The sequence below is a fragment of the Vibrio sp. CUB2 genome, assembly GCF_001557945.1.
Classification (GTDB): domain Bacteria; phylum Pseudomonadota; class Gammaproteobacteria; order Enterobacterales; family Vibrionaceae; genus Vibrio; species Vibrio owensii.
The window spans coordinates 362,315-380,308 of the sequence record NZ_LNRB01000003.1 but is presented as its reverse complement, the minus strand read 5'-3'; the positions used below and the strand labels follow the sequence as shown (position 1 = coordinate 380,308).

The following is a 17,994-nucleotide window of genomic DNA, read 5'->3' as shown; positions in this document are numbered from 1 at the left end:
CTGTTCTCGGTAATCAAATTGAATACCTAACTACTACCCCCTAGTCATGTTCAGCAGTTTCCCTTTTGGTGGTCGGTCGGCCACCTTTTTTCTTTTCCACGCCAATTATTAGCGCGGCAGCCATATCAGAACGCTGCACTTAGGAAGCTTAGGTTATGAAACTTGAGTTAAGAAGCGATATCCGACTTCTTTTGCATACCGTAATTCACTTCTATTCGGTTTCGACCATTCCGCTTAGCCAAATACAACACTTCATCTGCACGAGCCATGGTCTCAGAGACTCGTTCGTTTTGCATTTGAGCGACACCAATACTGCACGTTAGCGATTCACCATGAACCCAGAGGTGTTTTTCAACATTCTGGCGCACGACTTCAGCTTTCTTCACGGCTTGCTCAATATCGGTATTTGGGCAGAACACGACGAACTCTTCCCCACCCCAGCGAACCAGACGATCATCTGGTTGGATAGAGCTAGCGATCACCATGACAAACTCCCGCAGAATATCGTCACCCATCTGATGACCATACTTGTCGTTTACTCGTTTGAATTTATCCAGATCCATGTAAAGGATAGAGAAAGAGTCATGCCCCCAACGAACTTGTCGAGCCTGTTGCTCCAACCAGTTCTGTACCGCATGTCGGTTCATTGCTCCAGTTAGCGCATCGCGATGTGCCAGTTCTGCAAATTCATAATTTTGAGCGCGCAGTGTACTGTTCACTTTTTCTAAATGGCGATGACGCTTTCGTGCTTTGTTATACGCGATTTTGTTTTTGCGCATTTCATGCAGCGAGAAAGCCAAGCCAAGTGCCATCCAAGAGAACAACAGAGCGAACAAGAGTGTGGATTGCTGAACATACGCACCTTCAAACTCAATTTTATCGATAACGATCTTATGTTTACCGAGTGCCGCACCCGCTCCAGTAGCCAAATCAATACGAGTAATATTGGCAAACTCAGGCGCAGAGTGTTCAATTGCAACGTCGTTGTCATTCAACCACCACGTCATTACTTGGAGGTTTTCTATTGGAATCTCGATAACTTCGCTAAAGTCTGAAGGAGAAAACTGCATGCCATTGTATTTGATGGTGTATTCGTCATTCGGATCTGAATAGGCCGAATTGAAGTTACGTAGGTACAAGCGCAAGTTTTTGCTTGGGCTTTGTCCCTCTCCCGCCGTTTCATAACGAATTTTAAGACGAACGGTATGGTAACTCGAAAGATCCAAACCTTTAGTCGCTTGCTTCACATCGGTGTAAACGGAGATACCGCAATAAGGCCACGCGTACTTACTTTCTTTTAGGTCACAGTTAAGAACCAAACTGTGGTTCTGATAAGTAATATCAGATTCACTCAGACCACCAGCAATGGCATCGCTTGTGACATGAATATTAAATTGATCCGGCGTGACTTCTAGCTTACGGGTATCACCAAGCAAACTGTATAACGCCACTAAACTGATGGTGCATATCGATAATGCAAAAATTAATCTGTGTATCCACTTCATCGTGACTAACCTAGTTACTGACTATCGTTCCGTTTATATTAAGCAAATGTACTGAAAGTTATTTCACATTTCAAATAAAGTTATTTATCAAGTTAAAAAGTGATTTTTGACTCACATTCTCACTCTCGATACATATTACTCATTTAAGAAGCGTGATCTTGCTTCAGGTATGTTGGATTTTTCCCACTTGAGCGTTTGTGCGAAGCATCTCACGTCAATCAACGTCACTTTGATTAAAAAGGCACCAAAGAGAACACAAAACCACAGACTTGTTTGCTTACCTCTGCATATCGAGACCGCTTCGGTATATACTGTGCAAAAACACAATAATGAGTAATGTCATGTCAATAATTGCTACAGGCACGCTAAACAAAATGCGTGCTTCTCTGGATGGTGCAGTAAGCTATCGTCTGCCTGTGGGTGACGAAGAAGTGGATTTGAGCCCATTTCTTGGTAAAACCCTCACCCTAACTCACACTGGCAACATCTACTGTTGTTCTTGCGGTAAGAAAACCAAGAAGAGCTACTCTCAAGGCCACTGCTTTGTGTGTATGAAGAAATTAGCGAGTTGCGACATGTGCATCATGAAGCCAGAAACTTGTCACTACGAACAAGGCACCTGTCGCGAGCCACAATGGGGTGAAGAGAACTGCATGGTGGACCACTTCGTTTACCTATCTAACACGTCAAGTTTGAAAGTGGGCATCACGCGTCATACCCAAATTCCAACGCGTTGGATAGACCAAGGTGCGACACAAGGTCTTCCTATCTTCAAAGTGAAGACTCGTCATATCTCTGGCTTGATTGAAATCGAATTAGCGAAACACATTGCTGATAAGACAAACTGGCGAACGCTGCTAAAAGGCGATGGCGCCCCAATTGAACTGCAAGATCGCTTTGCAGAACTGCTGCCATTAGTGGAAGACAAAATCGCTGAGATTAAACAGCAGTATGGCGATGACGCAATTGAAGTGTTAAGCGAAAACATCACTTCTCTAAGCTACCCAGTTCAGCAGCATCCGACTAAAATCACCTCACACAACTTCGATAAAAACCCAGTTGTAACGGGTACATTGCAAGGCATTAAAGGCCAATACCTGATCTTCGATACTGGTGTGATCAACGTGCGTAAGTTCACCTCTTATGAAGTTGAAGTGAGCGAATAAGCTCTCGACTCATTGAATAAACGAAACGAAAAAGCTCGAGCACTTGGCTCGAGCTTTTAGTTTGTGGCGTCTTCGATTCTTAGGCGTCGAGGATGTTTTCTAACACATCAAACAACATATCGATTTCTGCCGTCGTGTTGTAGTGCATACAACCGATGCGCACCACACCACCCGACTCTTCTAGGCCTAACTGACGAACGAGTCCTAGCGCATAGAAGTGTCCATTCCAGACACAGATATTGTGCTCGCCCAACGTCTTCGCGATGAACTCTGGAGCGTATTTATCAAAAGTGAGCGCGAAAGTTGGCGTTCTCAGTTGATTGCTTTCATTGTTAATACCAAACAAGTTCACGCCGTCCAGCGCCCCTAAACGCTGCAAGAAATGCTCGCTCAATTGCTGCTCATGTTGGCTGTATAACGCATAGCTTTGCTCTAGACGCTGGCGAAGTGATGCATCGTCATCACCAAACTGAGCTAAGTATTCAACCGCAGCCGTGACGCCTGCCAAGCCTTCAAAGCTCTGCGTTCCGGTTTCAAAGCGCCCCGGTCCAATATTGGTTGCAGGTTCAACTTTGTAGGGCTTAACACTGTGTAACCACTGGTCTGCTACGTACGCAATTCCTACGTGAGGTCCGAAAAACTTGTACGCTGAACACGCCAAGAAATCACATCCTAATGCTTGCACATCGACTAAATGGTGCGGTGCATAATGCACGGCATCCACATAAACTTGAGCGCCGATACTGTGTGCCATTTTGACCACTTGGTGCATATCGACGATCGAGCCTGTAGTGTTCGATGCGTAAGTCACCGCCACTAAACGCGTTTTCTCATTCAACAAGCCCTGAAGATGCGCAAGATCCAGCGTGCAATCTTCTTCATTAACTCTGACTTGGTGAACCACCACGCCTTTATCTTCTGCTGCTTGTTGCCAACTCGACACGTTAGAGTAATGGTCTAGGGCTGAAACAATGATCTCATCACCCTTTTTCCAGTCTCGACTAATAGCGCGACTTAGCTGGAATGTCAGCGAGGTCATATTCGCGCCAAACACAATATTGCCCGAGGAAGGTGCGTTTAGCAGAGCTTGTGCCGATTCGCGAGCCGATTGCATTACATCAACCGTCGCTTGGCTTGAGAAATAATGCCCGCCGAGGTTCGAATTGAATCGTCCAAGGTAGTTCACCATGCTATCGAGTACCGACTGCGGCACTTGTGAACCACCGGGTCCATCAAAAAAGGTCACTGGGCGATCATTGTGGTATTGCGCCAGTGCGGGAAATTGTTCTCGGATCTGATTAAGATTGAAGTTCATTTCGTTTGTCCGTCGCTGTCAGTACAAATACATCCATATGACCTTCTTGGTCATTAATCACTGAGCGAATTGGCACCGCGTTGTGCCACAGTTTGCTGTCTGCCAGCATTGCCACTTCGCCATTTTCCAATACTTTACGGAAAAAAGGCGCTTGGTTGTGGCTGCTGTATAGCATGATGTCGCCACCCATGATGTTATGACGCCCTACGCCTACTAGCGCGATGTGGTCAAAACCATCTTGGTGTACGCCTTCCGGTGCAACTTGGGTTTCATCGTAAATCGCGGTAATTCGAATTTGATGGATCTCGATTTCCTGACCGTCTGGTAAGTGGTTTGCGTTAACGAACAACTCACACATTTCACGGAAACCTCCACTGGAAAGAATCCCTTTTTCAATCGGCTCAAACTGGCGAATCACATCACCTTGGAAACGGTTGATATCAGAAGATTGTACAAAGCTGTTTTTGTTTAAATCGACCACCTGACCGTTTTCAAACCCAACCACGGAGTAACGACGAAGACGATATTGACCGTCGGCGTGTTCCGTACGAGGTAAGCCTTCGAAGGAAGGAGAAAGTTGCTCAATCGCTGCCATGCTGAGCTGAGTTAAATGTAGGGTGTTCTCTCGTGAATGTAACATCATTGGCTCCTTTAATGAGGCACATTTAGCTTGTTTGAATTAACATTTAATTTACATCTTAGGATACGCAAATATTCTGCAATTACCAGAATTTGACGTTGATAGCTTCAACAAAAAAGAAAAAACGACACTTAGTACTACAATTAACACCAAAAGCAGTTTAAACATTCAGAACGGAGCTTGCGCAGTATTTGAAACTAGAACTCTCTACTATAAACAGAATTTTATTCTAGTCTGGAACGCCTCTCCATAAACATCAGCAAGTTCTAACCTATAACCAATAATTCGATCCTCTCCTTTCGTTTATGCTTTTAAAGCACTAAGAATTTCCATACAATCGGGAGAAATGTTCAGCCCTCTATGGAGCCATAATGAGCGACGTAAAACACTGTAAATTATTAATTCTTGGTTCTGGCCCAGCAGGTTACACCGCAGCAGTATACGCAGCGCGTGCTAACTTAAACCCTGTGCTAGTAACGGGAATGCAGCAAGGTGGTCAGCTAACGACCACAACTGAAGTAGAAAACTGGCCTGGTGATGCAGAAGGTCTTACTGGCCCAGGTTTGATGGAACGCATGAAAGAACACGCAGAACGATTCGAAACAGAAATCGTGTTCGATCACATCAACGAAGTGGATCTGTCTCAACGTCCATTCCGTCTAAAAGGTGACTCTGGTGAGTACACTTGTGATGCGTTGATCATCTCTACTGGTGCATCAGCGAAATACCTAGGTCTTGAATCTGAAGAAGCATTTAAAGGTCGCGGCGTTTCAGCTTGTGCAACTTGTGATGGTTTCTTCTACCGCAATCAGAAAGTGGCGGTTGTAGGCGGCGGTAACACTGCTGTTGAAGAAGCGCTTTACCTATCAAACATCGCATCAGAAGTTCACCTGATCCACCGCCGCGATTCATTCCGCGCTGAGAAGATCCTTGTAAAACGCCTGATGGATAAAGTTGAAAGCGGTAATATCGTTCTTCACACTGACCGTACTCTAGATGAAGTGCTAGGCGACGACATGGGTGTAACAGGTGTTCGCATTAAAGACGTGAACAGCGGTGCAACTGAAGATATCGATGTAATGGGTGCATTCATCGCAATCGGTCACCAACCAAACACGCAAATCTTCGAAGGCCAAGTCGATATGAAAGATGGTTACATCCTCGTTCAATCTGGTCTAGAAGGTAACGCAACGCAAACCAGCATCGAAGGTGTGTTTGCAGCAGGCGATGTGATGGATCATAACTACCGTCAAGCAATCACCTCTGCAGGTACTGGCTGTATGGCAGCTTTAGATGCAGAACGCTTCTTAGATGCACTTACTGACAAATAACTTTTCACATTTGTGTCATATCCTTAAAGCCCAGCGGTATTCCCGCTGGGTTTTCTTTTGTATACTACCGCCTCATTAAAACAATTATCATTAAGCCTTCACGATGGATAAGAAAAAGCAAAGCAGCTTGAATAAGTGGCTTAAGCAACAGAGTAAGTTGGCCAAGCGCTGGCTGATGGTTGCGATTGGCCTAGGCGTACTATCAAGCGTGTTTTTATTGGCTCAAGCAGCCCTGCTCGCCTCCATTCTCCACCAACTCATTATTGAACAAGTTGATAAATCCGAGCTCGTTTGGTACTTCGTCGGACTTGGTGTCACCGTTATCGGTCGCGCAGCTTGTACTTGGGGACGCGAAATCGCCGGATATCGTTGCGGCGAACAGATCCGCGTTTACATCCGCCAACTGATTCTCGATAAAGTACACCAACTTGGTCCTGCTTATATCAAAGGCAAGCCAGCAGGTAGCTGGGCAACGTTGATTCTAGAGCAAGTAGAAGACATGCAAGACTTCTTCTCGCGCTACCTTCCGCAAATGTCATTGTCTGTTTTGGTGCCTTTCATCATCCTAGTGGTGGTTTTCCCAATTAACTGGGCAGCCGGTTTAATTTTCCTGATTACTGCACCATTGGTTCCAATGTTTATGGCGTTGGTGGGTATGAAAGCCGCTGACGCAAACCGTAAAAACTTCAAAGCTCTGCAACGTTTATCTGGTCACTTTTATGACCGTTTGCAAGCAATGACAACCATCCGTTTGTTCGACCGCACTCAATCAGAAACTGAGACGTTAAAAGGTGCATCTGAAGTTTTCCGTACTCGCACAATGGATGTATTGAAGATTGCATTCCTATCTTCAGCAGTTCTTGAGTTCTTCACTTCTATCTCAATTGCGATTACGGCAGTTTACTTTGGCTTTAGCTATATCGGAGAGCTCAACTTCGGTTACTACGGCGCAGGTGTAACGCTGTTTGCTGGTCTATTTATTCTGATCCTTGCGCCTGAGTTCTATCAGCCATTGCGTGACCTTGGTACCTTCTACCATGCGAAGCAACAAGCAGTCGGCGCAGCAGAAAGCATTGTTGAATTTCTAGAGCTAGATGTAGACCAAGTAAAAGACGGTAACAAGGCTGTAGAACAAAACGCTGCGATTCATATCGAAGCGATAGATCTTGTTATCTTCAGCCCTGAAGGTAAACAACTTGCTGGTCCCCTATCCTTCTCGCTAGAAGCGAACCAAAGCACCGCACTGGTTGGCCCAAGTGGTGCAGGTAAAACTAGCTTAGTAAATACCATCCTTGGTTTTATGCCATACAAAGGCAGCTTAAAGATTAACGGCTGTGAACTTTCCGAGTTGGATTTGGCGACATGGCGCGAAACCATCAGCTGGATTGGTCAAAACCCAATGCTTTTGCACGGCAGCATTCGTAACAACGTCACTCTAGGTAAGCAGGATATTCAAGATCAGCAAGTCCACTCTGTACTGAGTGACTCCCACGCTGCAGAATTTGTTGAAATGCACGGTCTGGATTACCAAATCTCAGATCGCTCTGGCGGTTTGTCTGTTGGTCAGGCACAGCGCCTTGCTCTTGCTCGTGCGATGTTACAAAACGGCCGTTTCTGGCTACTTGATGAACCAACGGCAAGTTTGGATGCTCGAAGCGAGAAATTGGTTATGGAAGGCATCGGTAAATACACTGAGTCCACCACTAACTTGATGATCACCCACCAACTCGCGCCGCTGCAGAATGTCTCCCAAATTCTGGTTATGCAAGAGGGTCAAATCGTTCAACGTGGCGATTACGCAACGTTGGCTTCACAAGATGGTTTGTTTAAAGAGATGTTGGCTGCCAACCTAGCTCAACGTGAATCAGACAAGGGGAACTTAGATGCGTGATTTACTCCCTTATCTAAAACTGTATAAAAAGCACTGGTTTGGTTTGTCACTCGGTATGCTTCTGGCGTTTCTAACGCTCGCCGCTTCTATTGGCCTACTCACCTTATCCGGTTGGTTTATCTCTGCGGCGGCGGTAGCGGGTTTGACTATTGCTCGTGAAACCTTTAACTACATGCTTCCGGGCGCTGGCGTTCGTGGCGCTGCGATGGCACGCACTGCGGGCCGTTGGGGCGAGCGTGTAGTTAGTCACAATGCAACATTCAAACTACTGACGGATCTGCGTATCTTCTTCTTCAAGAAGCTTGCACCTCTGATCCCTGGTCGCGTTTCGACTCTGCGTGATGCGGATCTGCTAAACCGTCTAGTGGCAGACGTAGACGCGATGGATCACGTGTACTTGCGTCTTGTCAGCCCTGTGATTGTTGGCATCTTCGGTATCTTGTCGCTAACCGCAGTACTTGCCTTCTTTGACTGGCACCTTGCGCTACTGCTTGGCGGTATCCTGACGGTAATGCTGTTGGTGTGGCCGGTATTGTTCTACAAACTAGGCAAACATAACGGCGAACACCTGACTCAAAACAAAGCACAACTGCGCGTAGCAACACTTGACTGGCTACAAGGTTACAGCGAGCTGAGCCTGTTTGGTGCAGAAGAGCGTTACCGTAACGTGATTCTAGAAAAGCAAAAACAGCTGCTATCCAATCAGTTTGTTAATGCAAACCTCACTGGTATGGCATCTGGCTTGTTGATGCTCGCTAACGGCTTAACCCTTGTTGCAATGCTTTGGTTTGCTGCGGATGGTGTTGGCGGTCGTGCACCAGATCCTTGGATTGCACTGTTCGCGTTTGCAACCATGGCAAGCTTTGAAATTCTGATGCCAATTGCTGGTGCTTTCCAATACCTAGGTCAAACATTGACGTCCGCGCGTCGATTGAACGAAATCACCTTAGCGGAGCCAGACGTTGTCTTCCCAGAAACATCGAAGCGTGAAGGTGATAAACCGTTAAATATTGAGTTCGACAAGGTTGATTTCACCTACCCTGATGGCCAGCAAAAAGTGCTGAAAGACCTGACACTGTCACTGCCACTGGGCTCAAAAACGGCGATTGTTGGTCAAACCGGTTCAGGTAAATCGACGCTTATTCAATTGCTTTGTCGCTACTGGGATGTAAACCAAGGTCAAGTCAGCATTGGTGGTGCACCTCTGCAAGATTGGAGCGAATCCGATCTGCGCGCTGCAATCACAGTAGTTAGCCAACGTGTGGATGTGCTTAATGGCACACTGCGTGACAACCTATTGCTTGCGGCTCCAGAAGCAACGGATGAACAGCTGGCTGACATTCTGACTAGAGTAGACTTAGCAAATCTGTTAGACGAACCAGGACTGGATGCTTGGCTAGGTGACGGCGGTCGTCAACTGTCTGGTGGTGAGAAGCGTCGCATCGGTATTGCTCGCGCGCTATTGCGTGACGCTCCTATTCTGCTGCTTGATGAACCAACTGAAGGTCTAGACAAGCGTACTGAACAAACAGTGATGGAACTGTTCAAGCAACACTTCACCAATAAAACGGTCGTATTCATTACTCACCGTTTGATTGAGTTGGAAAGCATGGACAACATCTGTTTGATGGAACAAGGCGAGATCATCGAACAAGGTAGCCACCAAGCACTGCTTGCAGAAAAAGGTCGTTACCACCAGCTGTTACAATCTCTGTAATACTGGGATTCAAATAGACAAAGGGCTCATCAATTGATGAGCCCTTTTCTTTTGCTCTCGCTGTTCCCATAACAAGTGCAAAGTTCATTAACGACCTGACTTGGCCAGATAAGCCGACATTTCCTCTTCCGGTACCATGCCGCCACCAGTCGCCCAAACCAAGTGAGTTGCGTTGTTTAGATGCTCTTCAGTAAACTGCATTCGCGCTTGGTAAGCTTTATCGTTAGAAACATGCACCGCACCAACCATGCCCGCTAGCGCCGATGGTTCTAAACGAATATCTTCCAGCTCACTTAGCTCACCTAAATGGTGATACATGCGCTCATCCGTCATTGTATAGTAACCATCAAGCAGTCTTTCCATCGCTCGACCAACAAAACCTGACGCACGCCCTACCGCTAGACCATCAGCGGCAGTGATATTGTCGATACCAAGATCTTGCACCGCGATGTCATCATGCAAGCCGGTGTGTACACCAAGCAGCATACACGGAGAGTGTGTCGGCTCCGCGAAAATGCAATGAACATGGCCACCAAAAGCCATCTTCAAGCCGAACGCTACACCACCAGGACCTCCGCCCACCCCACAAGGTAGGTAAACAAACAACGGGTGGTTCGAATCAACGACAATGCCCATCTCATCAAACTGCTGCTTCAAGCGTTCGCCTGCAACGGAATAGCCTAAGAACAAGGTCTGAGAGTTTTCATCATCAATAAAGAAGCAATTTGGATCTTTCTCCGCTTCTTTGCGTCCCTGCTCTACAGCAACACCGTAATCTTGCTCGTATTCCACTACATTCACACCGTGAGAGCGCAGTTTGTTTTTCTTCCACTCTCTTGCATCTGCCGACATATGAACCGACACAGAAAAACCGAGTTTTGCACTCATGATGCCGATAGACATGCCCAGATTTCCGGTTGAACCAACAGCAATGCTATATTGCTGAAAGAACTGACGAAACTCTTCACTCGCCAATTTGCTGTAGTCATCACTTTCACTCAGAAGCCCAGCTTCAATCGCTAACCTCTCCGCGTGTGTCAACACTTCATAAATACCGCCACGTGCCTTAATAGAACCTGAGATAGGCAAATGGCTGTCTTTTTTAAGCATCAAACGCCCAAGAATTTGAGTATCGTATTGCGTTTCCAAACACGACTTCATCTTATCGATGTCGACCACGCTCGATTCAATGATTCCGCTAGAAGCCATCGTTTCAGGGAAGGCTTTCATTAAGTAAGGAGCAAAGCGTTTTAGTCGCTCGCTCGCGTCTTTGATGTTGGCAGCATCTAAGCCAACGTACGGCAGACCTTCTTTAAGTGTGGTGATATTTGGGTTGAACCAAACCACCTCTTCCAAATCAATCAATCGCTTAACCAGAGGAAACTCGGTAGCAAGTGCGTGTGCATTGTAGGTTGTCATTGGTTCCTAGTTGCAAGTTACTGTCTTTAATCGTTATTTAACCAAACTCTCACCAAAGATGACAAACGATCAAAAATCACTTTCACATGAACCAGATTAAAACAAAAACGTGATTAAGTTGGAATTTTGCGGACAAGAAGTCTTTTTAGCTCAACATACAACACACAAAAGCCTTATTATCCAATCAACAGCAGCAAATCATTCATTAGCCATGTACACCAACGACACCATTTTCGGTAAGCATCAGCGCATCAACAGTTTTCAACTTTCTAAGTTACACACCTTTGAAGTAGCAGCGAGACACTGCTCTTTTTCCCTTGCTGCGGAAGAGCTTTCCATGACCCCTAGCGCCATCTCACATCGCATCAACAAACTGGAAGAAGAACTTGGCATCAAGCTGTTTGTAAGGTCCCATCGAAAGATAACCCTGACCGAAGAAGGCGAACGGATATATCTAGCCCTTAACCGAACGTTGAATGAGTTAAACCAAGAAGTAATGGAAGTGAAGTGTGGCGATGTCTCGGGCGAACTGACCATCTACTCCCGCCCTTCCTTTGCGCAAAGCTGGCTGGTTCCGCGCATTTACTCGTTTAAACAGCAATTTCCGTCGATTGAGCTAAACATACTAACGGGTAATGAGAACGTGAATTTCCAAGGCTATGGCATTGATGCCGCCATTTATTTCGATGAGCAGATGCCAGAAAAACTGTGGCACCAAGAGCTGATGGAAGAAAGTATTGTTCCAGTTTGCACCAAAGAGTACGCAGAAAAACTGGGACTCATTGATGCCCCAGATAAACTTGTGAGCGCCACATTACTGCATGACAAACAAGCATGGGACTACAACTCGCATCATGATGAGTGGGCGCTTTGGGCTGGTGAAAATGGGCTCGACGATATCGAAGGGATCCCGAGTATCTCGTTTGATCGTTCCGATCTTGCGGTTACAGCGGCAATGCATAACGCCGGCGTTGCCATTGGTCGACTTTCTCTTGTCGAAAGCTTATTGAAATCCGGCGCACTTATTACGCCTTTTTCTGCGAGAGCACTTCGCTGTAAACAGAAATACTATGTGGTCACCGCCAATGAAAAGCACTCACGTAAGTTGGCACTTTTCATTGGTTGGTTAAATCAGCAGGCAGGGAACCGCTAAATATTATGCCCACATCGCCGATGAGCCATGGTTTGAGCTAGGCTTAGAGAGTTTTGGAGATAAATCCGAAACCATACTTGGTCTGTGGAGGTAATAACCCTGCGCATAACTCACATCCAAACTTTGCATGAAGTTCAGTTCATCGGATGTTTCAATCCCTTCGGCAACCAAATCAAATTTGTATTGGTGCTTCCAAGACGCCAAACGTTGCCAGAACTTCTCATATTGAATCCCTTGCCTTCTGAGTAAGCTTCGATCGAGCTTCACCACATCTGGCGATACATATCGAATGATGGATTCATTCTTATGATTGTCTCGACCAAAATCGTCCAGCGCAATTTTCACTCCCAAATTTTGGCATAGTTGTAAGTTGATCTTAAACATCAACTTATCGCACACCTCTGTTGGATACTGCGTTTGCTCGGTCAGTTCAAGCCATAACGTGCTTCCCATACGCTTACATGCGTTCAATAAGGGCAACACATCGGCAAAAAAAGACAGACTGGAAAGATAAGAAGGTGGAATATTTACCGAAATGAAGCCAATCGATTCAGGAAGCTCATCCAAACACGTTGAAATCTTTTTGAATAATCGTTTAGTAAAAAAATTGGCGTACCCTTCTTCCTCGATACAACGGAAAGATTTTTCGATACATCTTGGCGTGTTCCATCGCGTTAGCACTTCAGCACCAATTTTGTGGCCGTGCTGCAATCCATAGATTGGTTGAAAGATGGGATAGAAAGCGCCTTTACGAATATCCGCAAAGACCGTTTTACATTCATCCTCCCTCGTTGAATTTTTCATGGGTCTTACCGTTAACAATAGATCTCTAATATAAAGATTAAGGGAACGTAATACACAATAGTAGCCATCGAAAAATGGGTTTGCTTGAGCTTTGCTATGCGACTCCTATAATGACAGAGCAATCAATAACCTATTACAGAACAAAAAATGCGAGGAAATTGATGTTCGGGGAATACTTAAAACAACTCAGGGAAGAGATTGGACTGACACAAAAAGAACTCGCGACCAAACTGAACCTCGCGAGCACAGATTTCGCCTCGATTGACCCAGTAACGATTAGCCGCTGGGAAAGAGGAACGACGGCTCCAACGACGGTAAAAGCCATCAGGATCCTGAGAGTGCTCACCACCGACTTAATGCCCTTTCTCATCACGCTGCCATCTGAATCAGGAAAAGGCATATTCGAAGAGATTGTTGAATATCGATTTAAGTCGCCTTGGGCAACATTAATGAGCAGCTCTTATGACACACAATCGAAATGCAATGCGATTACGGAAAGTCAGCTGTTAGAAAACGATCAGGATGATTACCTAACTAGCCTAAAACACTTTTTTAATAGTTTGTCGCTCGATAACAAAGCGCTATTCGACATCGATTTGTACCAATATCAGCTCGACAACAAAATGGTCGCTCGCAAATACACAGATGAAGAAAGTAAAGAAATTCTGGGCCACAGTATCTCGTTTTTATTTGATGCTAACGAATTACATCAGTATTTCTCATCACCATTTTATCCAGTGCCATTGCAGCAAGCTCGCCCTTATTCCACGAGCCGAGCCATGGCGGTTTGTACCATCTCGCGTTATTCGTCGATTGAATCTGTATTTTGGCAAAATAGTGCATTTGGTGCGAAATACGTTGCCTCACACGCTAACATTCATGATATGTACTTTTATGCTGTTGACCACTGGTCAGTCAATTATATGAATAGCTTAGATGCAGAGAAAATTGCTTTTGATACACCCGATGAAAACGGCATTGTAAAAATTGGCAATCAATCTTTTAAACGCTGTTTATACCGAGTTGATAGCGCTATCTGGTTATCCAGACCAGAGATCATTGAGCTGCTAAAACGCGAATAATTATTAATAAGTGTCACTTCTTTCTTATATAGATGAACAGGATATAACCAAATCCAGACATATTATTGACATGATTGAACGCGACACTGCCTAGCATAAAAATAGTTTCTACAATTAATGTAGGCACGTGTAAGAAACACGATTCAAGTTATTATGAGGGCAATGTATGTTCGGGGATTACCTGAAAAAGCTTAGGATCGAGGGAAATCTTACGCAAAAGGAACTTGCGGTAAAACTTAACTTGGCAGACCCAGAGTTCGCCTCTATCGACTCTGTAACGGTCAGTCGTTGGGAACGCAATACTACCGCACCGAATCCGGTTAAAGCGGTTAAAGTACTCAGAACCCTTACCAACGATCTAAGGCCTTACCTTCTCTCCATCGAGATTGATGAGGACAAGACTCAGATTAATCACTATCTGAAAGAGCGTTACCATTCTCCTAAAGATGTCTTGATGAATACTTCGTATCAATCAAACCAAGAGGTTGAAGCATGTAATGTGCTTGAGGCACCACTGTTTGAATCCAGAGGGGAAAAATACGAAGCAGGTTTGAAGAACTTCTTGAGTGGAATTGGCATTGAGTACGACACCTTGTTTGACGTCGACCTGTATCAATATCAGCAAGATCATAAGATTTACGGCAAGAAGTATCTCGATAAGCTATCTGGACGATTGCTGGGGCATTCGCTGTCTTTCTTCTTCCATGCCCACGATTTAGAAGACTATTATTGTTCGCCGTTTCTTAAGATCCCGATAAAAAAGACCAAAGCCTTTTCAAGCAACAAAAAGATGGCAATCTGTACGTTAACCCATTTTTGCTCTGATGAGCCTACCTTTTGGATTGACCATCAAACTGGTATTGACTACCTCGCGACTCACGCGAATGTTCAAGACCTTTACTACTATGCCATCGATAAACTCACGGCAGACTATATGATTGGGATCGGCGCGGAAAAAGTGGCTTTCGACGCACCGAGCGAACAAGGCATCGTCAAAATCGGTGCAGAAAAGTACATGCGCTGTTTACTTAAACTCGACAGTGCGATTTGGCTGACACGCCCTGAGTTGCTCCTCCTTCTCAAAAGACAATATCCTCAATAATCAACTACCCTAGTGTAAGAAGCCAATTAGTTTTGGCTTCCTTTCCATAATAAAAACAAGGTAAGTGTATGTTTGGAGACTATTTAAAACAGTTGAGAAATCAGCTCAACTTGACGCAAAGGGAACTTGCCACAAAGCTCAACCTCGCAAACCCAGAGTTTGCCTCTATCGACTCTGTAACGATCAGTCGATGGGAAAGAAACACAACATCACCAAACGCGGTTAAAGCGATCCGAGTACTTCGTGAACTCGCATTGGACTTAAAGCCATTTTTGTTGTCCATTCCGTCTCCAGAAAATGGCACCATGCTTGATGACATCTTATACGACCGCTTTCACTCGCAACGAGCAATGCTCCTAACATCGGGATACGAAGAACTAAAACCGAGTAAAGAAGTCGAGATCATTGAAGAGACGCTTTTCACTGAGCATGTTGATGCCGATCTGGCTCGCTTAAAAAACTTCTTTCTCAATTCAGACGCGCATTACCCAGGGATGTTCGATCTCGATTACGTGGCGATGCACAATGACGATAAGTTAATCGCCAAAGTCTATAAAGACAGCGAGACGAACAAAGTGCGCGGGCACTCGATTTCGTTCCTTTTCCGGATTGAAGATTTGGACGCACATTTTCATAACCCAAGCCAAACCTTGCCGTTCAGCCAAGCTCGCGCTTACTCAGAAAACCGAGGTATGGCACTATGTTGCTTGAGCCGATATGCCGCTAGCGAACAAGTCTTTATGATGCTTCATCCGACGTTGGTGGATTACTTGGCAGGACGTTCCAATATCACTGAGTTGTACTATTACGCGTTCGATAATCAGTTTACCGATTATTTAGTGAGCTTGGGGGCTGAGAAAGTCGCTTATGACACGCCAGACAAATCGGGTTCGGTAACCATAGGCAAAACGTCTTATCGCAAATGCTTACTAAAAGTGGATACTGCCGTACTTCTTGCACAGCCTTCAATGATATATCTACTCCATCAACACCAAGCAAATACTGCAAAACGTTAAACGCTAAATAAGGCTTTCCTGAAATATATTAAGCGCCGTAAATTCACTTACGGCGTCTATTAGTGCATTGGCACTAATCGATAAATAATAAATTCAGTGAAGAAAGGACCTTATAATTATATCTAATATACTCATATGAAATATGTTCTTTCCCGTGAACCTTTCTCATTTTTAAGATAACAGCAAAAAATGATTTACCGAACGTATAATTGTATAAATTTCATCAACCTACGTGACCAAGTACTAAAAAATACTGTAATTACAAGGCTATTTTCATCTATTTTAGGACAGTATTGGCCATCACTAGGCATCTTCAATCGACTTAATAAGCACAATGCCTTCTCAATTTAATAACAAACACAATATGATTTGCATGATATTTATGATCAAACACAACATAAATATTAATGCATTTTCAACCTCCTATAAGCCAAGTCAATTTTAAAGGGTCGTAAGTAAATGGAATAACATTTCCAACAATTGACATATTTGGCAGAGGAATGTCATGCACATAACTTAAACGAAAAATAAGAATTAGCTATGGACATGTTTTAAACCTATGGGGGAAAGTAAAGTGTTCGGGAGTTATCTAAAAGCAATAAGAACCACATTAGGGTTAACTCAGGAGCAAGCATCGATAAGGTTAAATCTATTAGGTGGTGATTTAGCTAATATAGACTGTGTCACTTTCAGTCGATGGGAACGGGGCATTACTCAACCAAGCTTAAGCCGTCGAGTAAGAGTCCTACGAGCGTTTGAAAACAACTTGCTGCCTTATCTGTGCAGTTTGGGATTAGACTCATCTTTAAAGGATGAAGTTGAGCAATTTGAACTGTCGTTGAAGCAACGCTACCAGGACGCGATGTCGATCATCTCGGGGATTGATTACAATACTCCGTGTCCGGTAGAGCACAATAATATTGAAGAGGAAGAGCTCAGCCAAAGTAATGAACAAGAGTTTATTCACAGTTTGAACAACTTCCACAATCAATTGAAGTCGCTCAACATTAAGCACAACTTAGCTACTATCGATTTGGTGGAATACCAAAAGGAGGTCGCGCAATTGCTTACAAGTATCTTTCTCGAGGAGAGTTAGTAGGACATAACATTGGCATGTTTTTTACCGAGCCAACGTTAGAGAATGAAATTGATCGAGTGAAGAAGAACCGCTTACCGATCGATGTCATTGACCTAAGACTCACCAAACCGCTGAAAGATAAAGGGGTATATTCTTACTACGCCATCAGTCAACACTCGAAGAATGAACGTGTTTTCCGAAGGCAGTTACACACTGAATTTACCTTTTTGGCTCAAAATGCGCATATTCATCACTATTACGCGAGTGTCACACTCAAGAGTTCTGTCGATGTTATGCTCAAAATGGGCTTTAGTGTCGCCGCTTACGAAGGTGAAAACCCAGTTGGCGCGATTAAAGTCGGGTCTAAGCGTTACACCAGAGCGATCATGTATATTGAAACCAGTGAACTGTTCACGCAGCCTGAGTTTCTCTACTTGCTCACTTGTTGCGGCGTTTGCACCCACCGCCAGTGTGACACCTGTACGGAACACCCTGACTGCATTTGTTAATTAGCGACAAAGAACGAAAGTTTCGGCATTCAGCTGCCCCGCTCTGTGCTTGAACGATACTGTTCATCAAAAGGTCAATAACAGCAGACTCTCCCTCCTAACCTGTTGTGATTGGCCTTTTTATTATCCACGTCGCCCGCATTTAGTTTTCGACCTTACATCACGCATACGGCCATCAACGAGTTCAACGGTAACGTACCCAGAGCGCATTATTAAGAAACTTGAGCTAAGAAACTTGAGCTAAGAAACTAGAGCCTGAAACTTGA

The 17,994-nt window shown here is 44.7% G+C and carries 13 protein-coding genes and 1 pseudogene; 9 read left to right on the top strand and 5 right to left on the bottom strand.

Annotated features, from left to right (window positions below; all coding sequences use genetic code 11):
• Nucleotides 1-167: 167 nt before the first annotated feature.
• Nucleotides 168-1,505: a GGDEF domain-containing protein gene (locus tag ATB78_RS06455; RefSeq protein ID WP_005443285.1), complete on the bottom strand. Its 1,338-nt coding sequence runs from the start codon at nucleotides 1,503-1,505 to the stop codon at nucleotides 168-170.
• Nucleotides 1,506-1,846: 341 nt separating this feature from the next.
• Here ATB78_RS06455 and ATB78_RS06450 point away from each other — a divergent pair, with 341 nt between their 5' ends.
• On the top strand, nucleotides 1,847-2,671 hold the full coding sequence (locus ATB78_RS06450; RefSeq protein WP_061008141.1) for a DUF2797 domain-containing protein: 825 nt from the start codon (nucleotides 1,847-1,849) through the stop codon (nucleotides 2,669-2,671).
• Between the two features lie 79 nt (nucleotides 2,672-2,750).
• On the opposite strand, the gene ATB78_RS06445 is transcribed toward ATB78_RS06450, so the two are convergent.
• Nucleotides 2,751-3,986, bottom strand: a complete 1,236-nt coding sequence (locus ATB78_RS06445) for a cysteine desulfurase-like protein (protein ID WP_061008140.1) — start codon at nucleotides 3,984-3,986, stop codon at nucleotides 2,751-2,753.
• Nucleotides 3,970-4,626, bottom strand: a complete 657-nt coding sequence (locus ATB78_RS06440; protein ID WP_061008139.1) for a 2OG-Fe dioxygenase family protein — start codon at nucleotides 4,624-4,626, stop codon at nucleotides 3,970-3,972. Before ATB78_RS06440 ends, ATB78_RS06445 begins: the two co-directional genes overlap by 17 nt.
• Nucleotides 4,627-4,997: 371 nt before the next feature.
• Here ATB78_RS06440 and trxB point away from each other — a divergent pair, with 371 nt between their 5' ends.
• The 3 genes from trxB to cydC all read left to right on the top strand — a co-directional run bounded on the left by trxB (nucleotide 4,998) and on the right by cydC (nucleotide 9,565).
• Entirely contained in the window at nucleotides 4,998-5,957 is a 960-nt protein-coding gene (gene trxB, locus ATB78_RS06435; RefSeq protein ID WP_009705851.1) for a thioredoxin-disulfide reductase, read from the top strand.
• Nucleotides 5,958-6,060: 103 nt separating this feature from the next.
• Nucleotides 6,061-7,848, top strand: a complete 1,788-nt coding sequence (gene cydD / locus ATB78_RS06430; protein ID WP_061008138.1) for a cysteine/glutathione ABC transporter permease/ATP-binding protein CydD — start codon at nucleotides 6,061-6,063, stop codon at nucleotides 7,846-7,848.
• On the top strand, nucleotides 7,841-9,565 hold the full coding sequence (gene cydC, locus ATB78_RS06425) for a cysteine/glutathione ABC transporter ATP-binding protein/permease CydC (RefSeq protein ID WP_061008137.1): 1,725 nt from the start codon (nucleotides 7,841-7,843) through the stop codon (nucleotides 9,563-9,565). Before cydD ends, cydC begins: the two co-directional genes overlap by 8 nt.
• 87 nt (nucleotides 9,566-9,652) lie before the next feature.
• Here the strand turns inward: cydC and ATB78_RS06420 are convergent, their stop codons facing one another.
• Nucleotides 9,653-10,984, bottom strand: a complete 1,332-nt coding sequence (locus ATB78_RS06420) for a D-serine ammonia-lyase (protein WP_061008136.1) — start codon at nucleotides 10,982-10,984, stop codon at nucleotides 9,653-9,655.
• Between the two features lie 211 nt (nucleotides 10,985-11,195).
• On the opposite strand from ATB78_RS06420, the gene dsdC reads away from it, so the two are divergent.
• Nucleotides 11,196-12,137, top strand: a complete 942-nt coding sequence (dsdC, locus tag ATB78_RS06415) for a DNA-binding transcriptional regulator DsdC (protein WP_027726587.1) — start codon at nucleotides 11,196-11,198, stop codon at nucleotides 12,135-12,137.
• Nucleotides 12,138-12,140: 3 nt separating this feature from the next.
• Here the strand turns inward: dsdC and ATB78_RS06410 are convergent, their stop codons facing one another.
• The gene (locus ATB78_RS06410) at nucleotides 12,141-12,941 is read right to left on the bottom strand and encodes an EAL domain-containing protein (protein WP_061008135.1); all 801 of its coding nucleotides are present in this window, start codon (nucleotides 12,939-12,941) and stop codon (nucleotides 12,141-12,143) included.
• A gap of 161 nt (nucleotides 12,942-13,102) precedes the next feature.
• Between ATB78_RS06410 and ATB78_RS06405 the strand changes: the two genes are divergently transcribed.
• The 4 genes and pseudogenes from ATB78_RS06405 to ATB78_RS06390 all read left to right on the top strand — a co-directional run bounded on the left by ATB78_RS06405 (nucleotide 13,103) and on the right by ATB78_RS06390 (nucleotide 17,728).
• Nucleotides 13,103-14,023 carry a helix-turn-helix transcriptional regulator gene (locus ATB78_RS06405; RefSeq protein WP_061008134.1) on the top strand — a complete coding sequence of 307 codons (921 nt, stop codon included), beginning with the start codon at nucleotides 13,103-13,105 and terminating at the stop codon, nucleotides 14,021-14,023.
• A gap of 166 nt (nucleotides 14,024-14,189) precedes the next feature.
• A complete protein-coding gene (locus tag ATB78_RS06400) occupies nucleotides 14,190-15,125 on the top strand; it encodes a helix-turn-helix transcriptional regulator (protein WP_061008133.1) in 936 nt (311 codons plus the stop codon).
• A gap of 68 nt (nucleotides 15,126-15,193) precedes the next feature.
• The gene (locus ATB78_RS06395) at nucleotides 15,194-16,141 is read left to right on the top strand and encodes a helix-turn-helix transcriptional regulator (protein WP_041055403.1); all 948 of its coding nucleotides are present in this window, start codon (nucleotides 15,194-15,196) and stop codon (nucleotides 16,139-16,141) included.
• A gap of 574 nt (nucleotides 16,142-16,715) precedes the next feature.
• A pseudogene (locus ATB78_RS06390) lies at nucleotides 16,716-17,728 on the top strand (DNA-binding protein).
• The last annotated feature ends 266 nt before the right edge of the window (nucleotides 17,729-17,994 follow it).

Bases quoted from the DNA above. Each gene is read 5' to 3' on its own strand.
- cydD (WP_061008138.1), top strand. From the start codon at position 6,061: ATGGATAAGAAAAAGCAAAGCAGCTTGAATAAGTGGCTTAAGCAACAG.
- ATB78_RS06445 (WP_061008140.1), bottom strand. From the start codon at position 3,986: ATGAACTTCAATCTTAATCAGATCCGAGAACAATTTCCCGCACTGGCG.
- ATB78_RS06395 (WP_041055403.1), top strand. From the start codon at position 15,194: ATGTTTGGAGACTATTTAAAACAGTTGAGAAATCAGCTCAACTTGACG.
- ATB78_RS06400 (WP_061008133.1), top strand. From the start codon at position 14,190: ATGTTCGGGGATTACCTGAAAAAGCTTAGGATCGAGGGAAATCTTACG.
- ATB78_RS06440 (WP_061008139.1), bottom strand. From the start codon at position 4,626: ATGTTACATTCACGAGAGAACACCCTACATTTAACTCAGCTCAGCATG.
- ATB78_RS06420 (WP_061008136.1), bottom strand. From the start codon at position 10,984: ATGACAACCTACAATGCACACGCACTTGCTACCGAGTTTCCTCTGGTT.
- ATB78_RS06450 (WP_061008141.1), top strand. From the start codon at position 1,847: ATGTCAATAATTGCTACAGGCACGCTAAACAAAATGCGTGCTTCTCTG.
- ATB78_RS06410 (WP_061008135.1), bottom strand. From the start codon at position 12,941: ATGAAAAATTCAACGAGGGAGGATGAATGTAAAACGGTCTTTGCGGAT.
- ATB78_RS06455 (WP_005443285.1), bottom strand. From the start codon at position 1,505: ATGAAGTGGATACACAGATTAATTTTTGCATTATCGATATGCACCATC.
- dsdC (WP_027726587.1), top strand. From the start codon at position 11,196: ATGTACACCAACGACACCATTTTCGGTAAGCATCAGCGCATCAACAGT.
- cydC (WP_061008137.1), top strand. From the start codon at position 7,841: ATGCGTGATTTACTCCCTTATCTAAAACTGTATAAAAAGCACTGGTTT.
- trxB (WP_009705851.1), top strand. From the start codon at position 4,998: ATGAGCGACGTAAAACACTGTAAATTATTAATTCTTGGTTCTGGCCCA.
- ATB78_RS06405 (WP_061008134.1), top strand. From the start codon at position 13,103: ATGTTCGGGGAATACTTAAAACAACTCAGGGAAGAGATTGGACTGACA.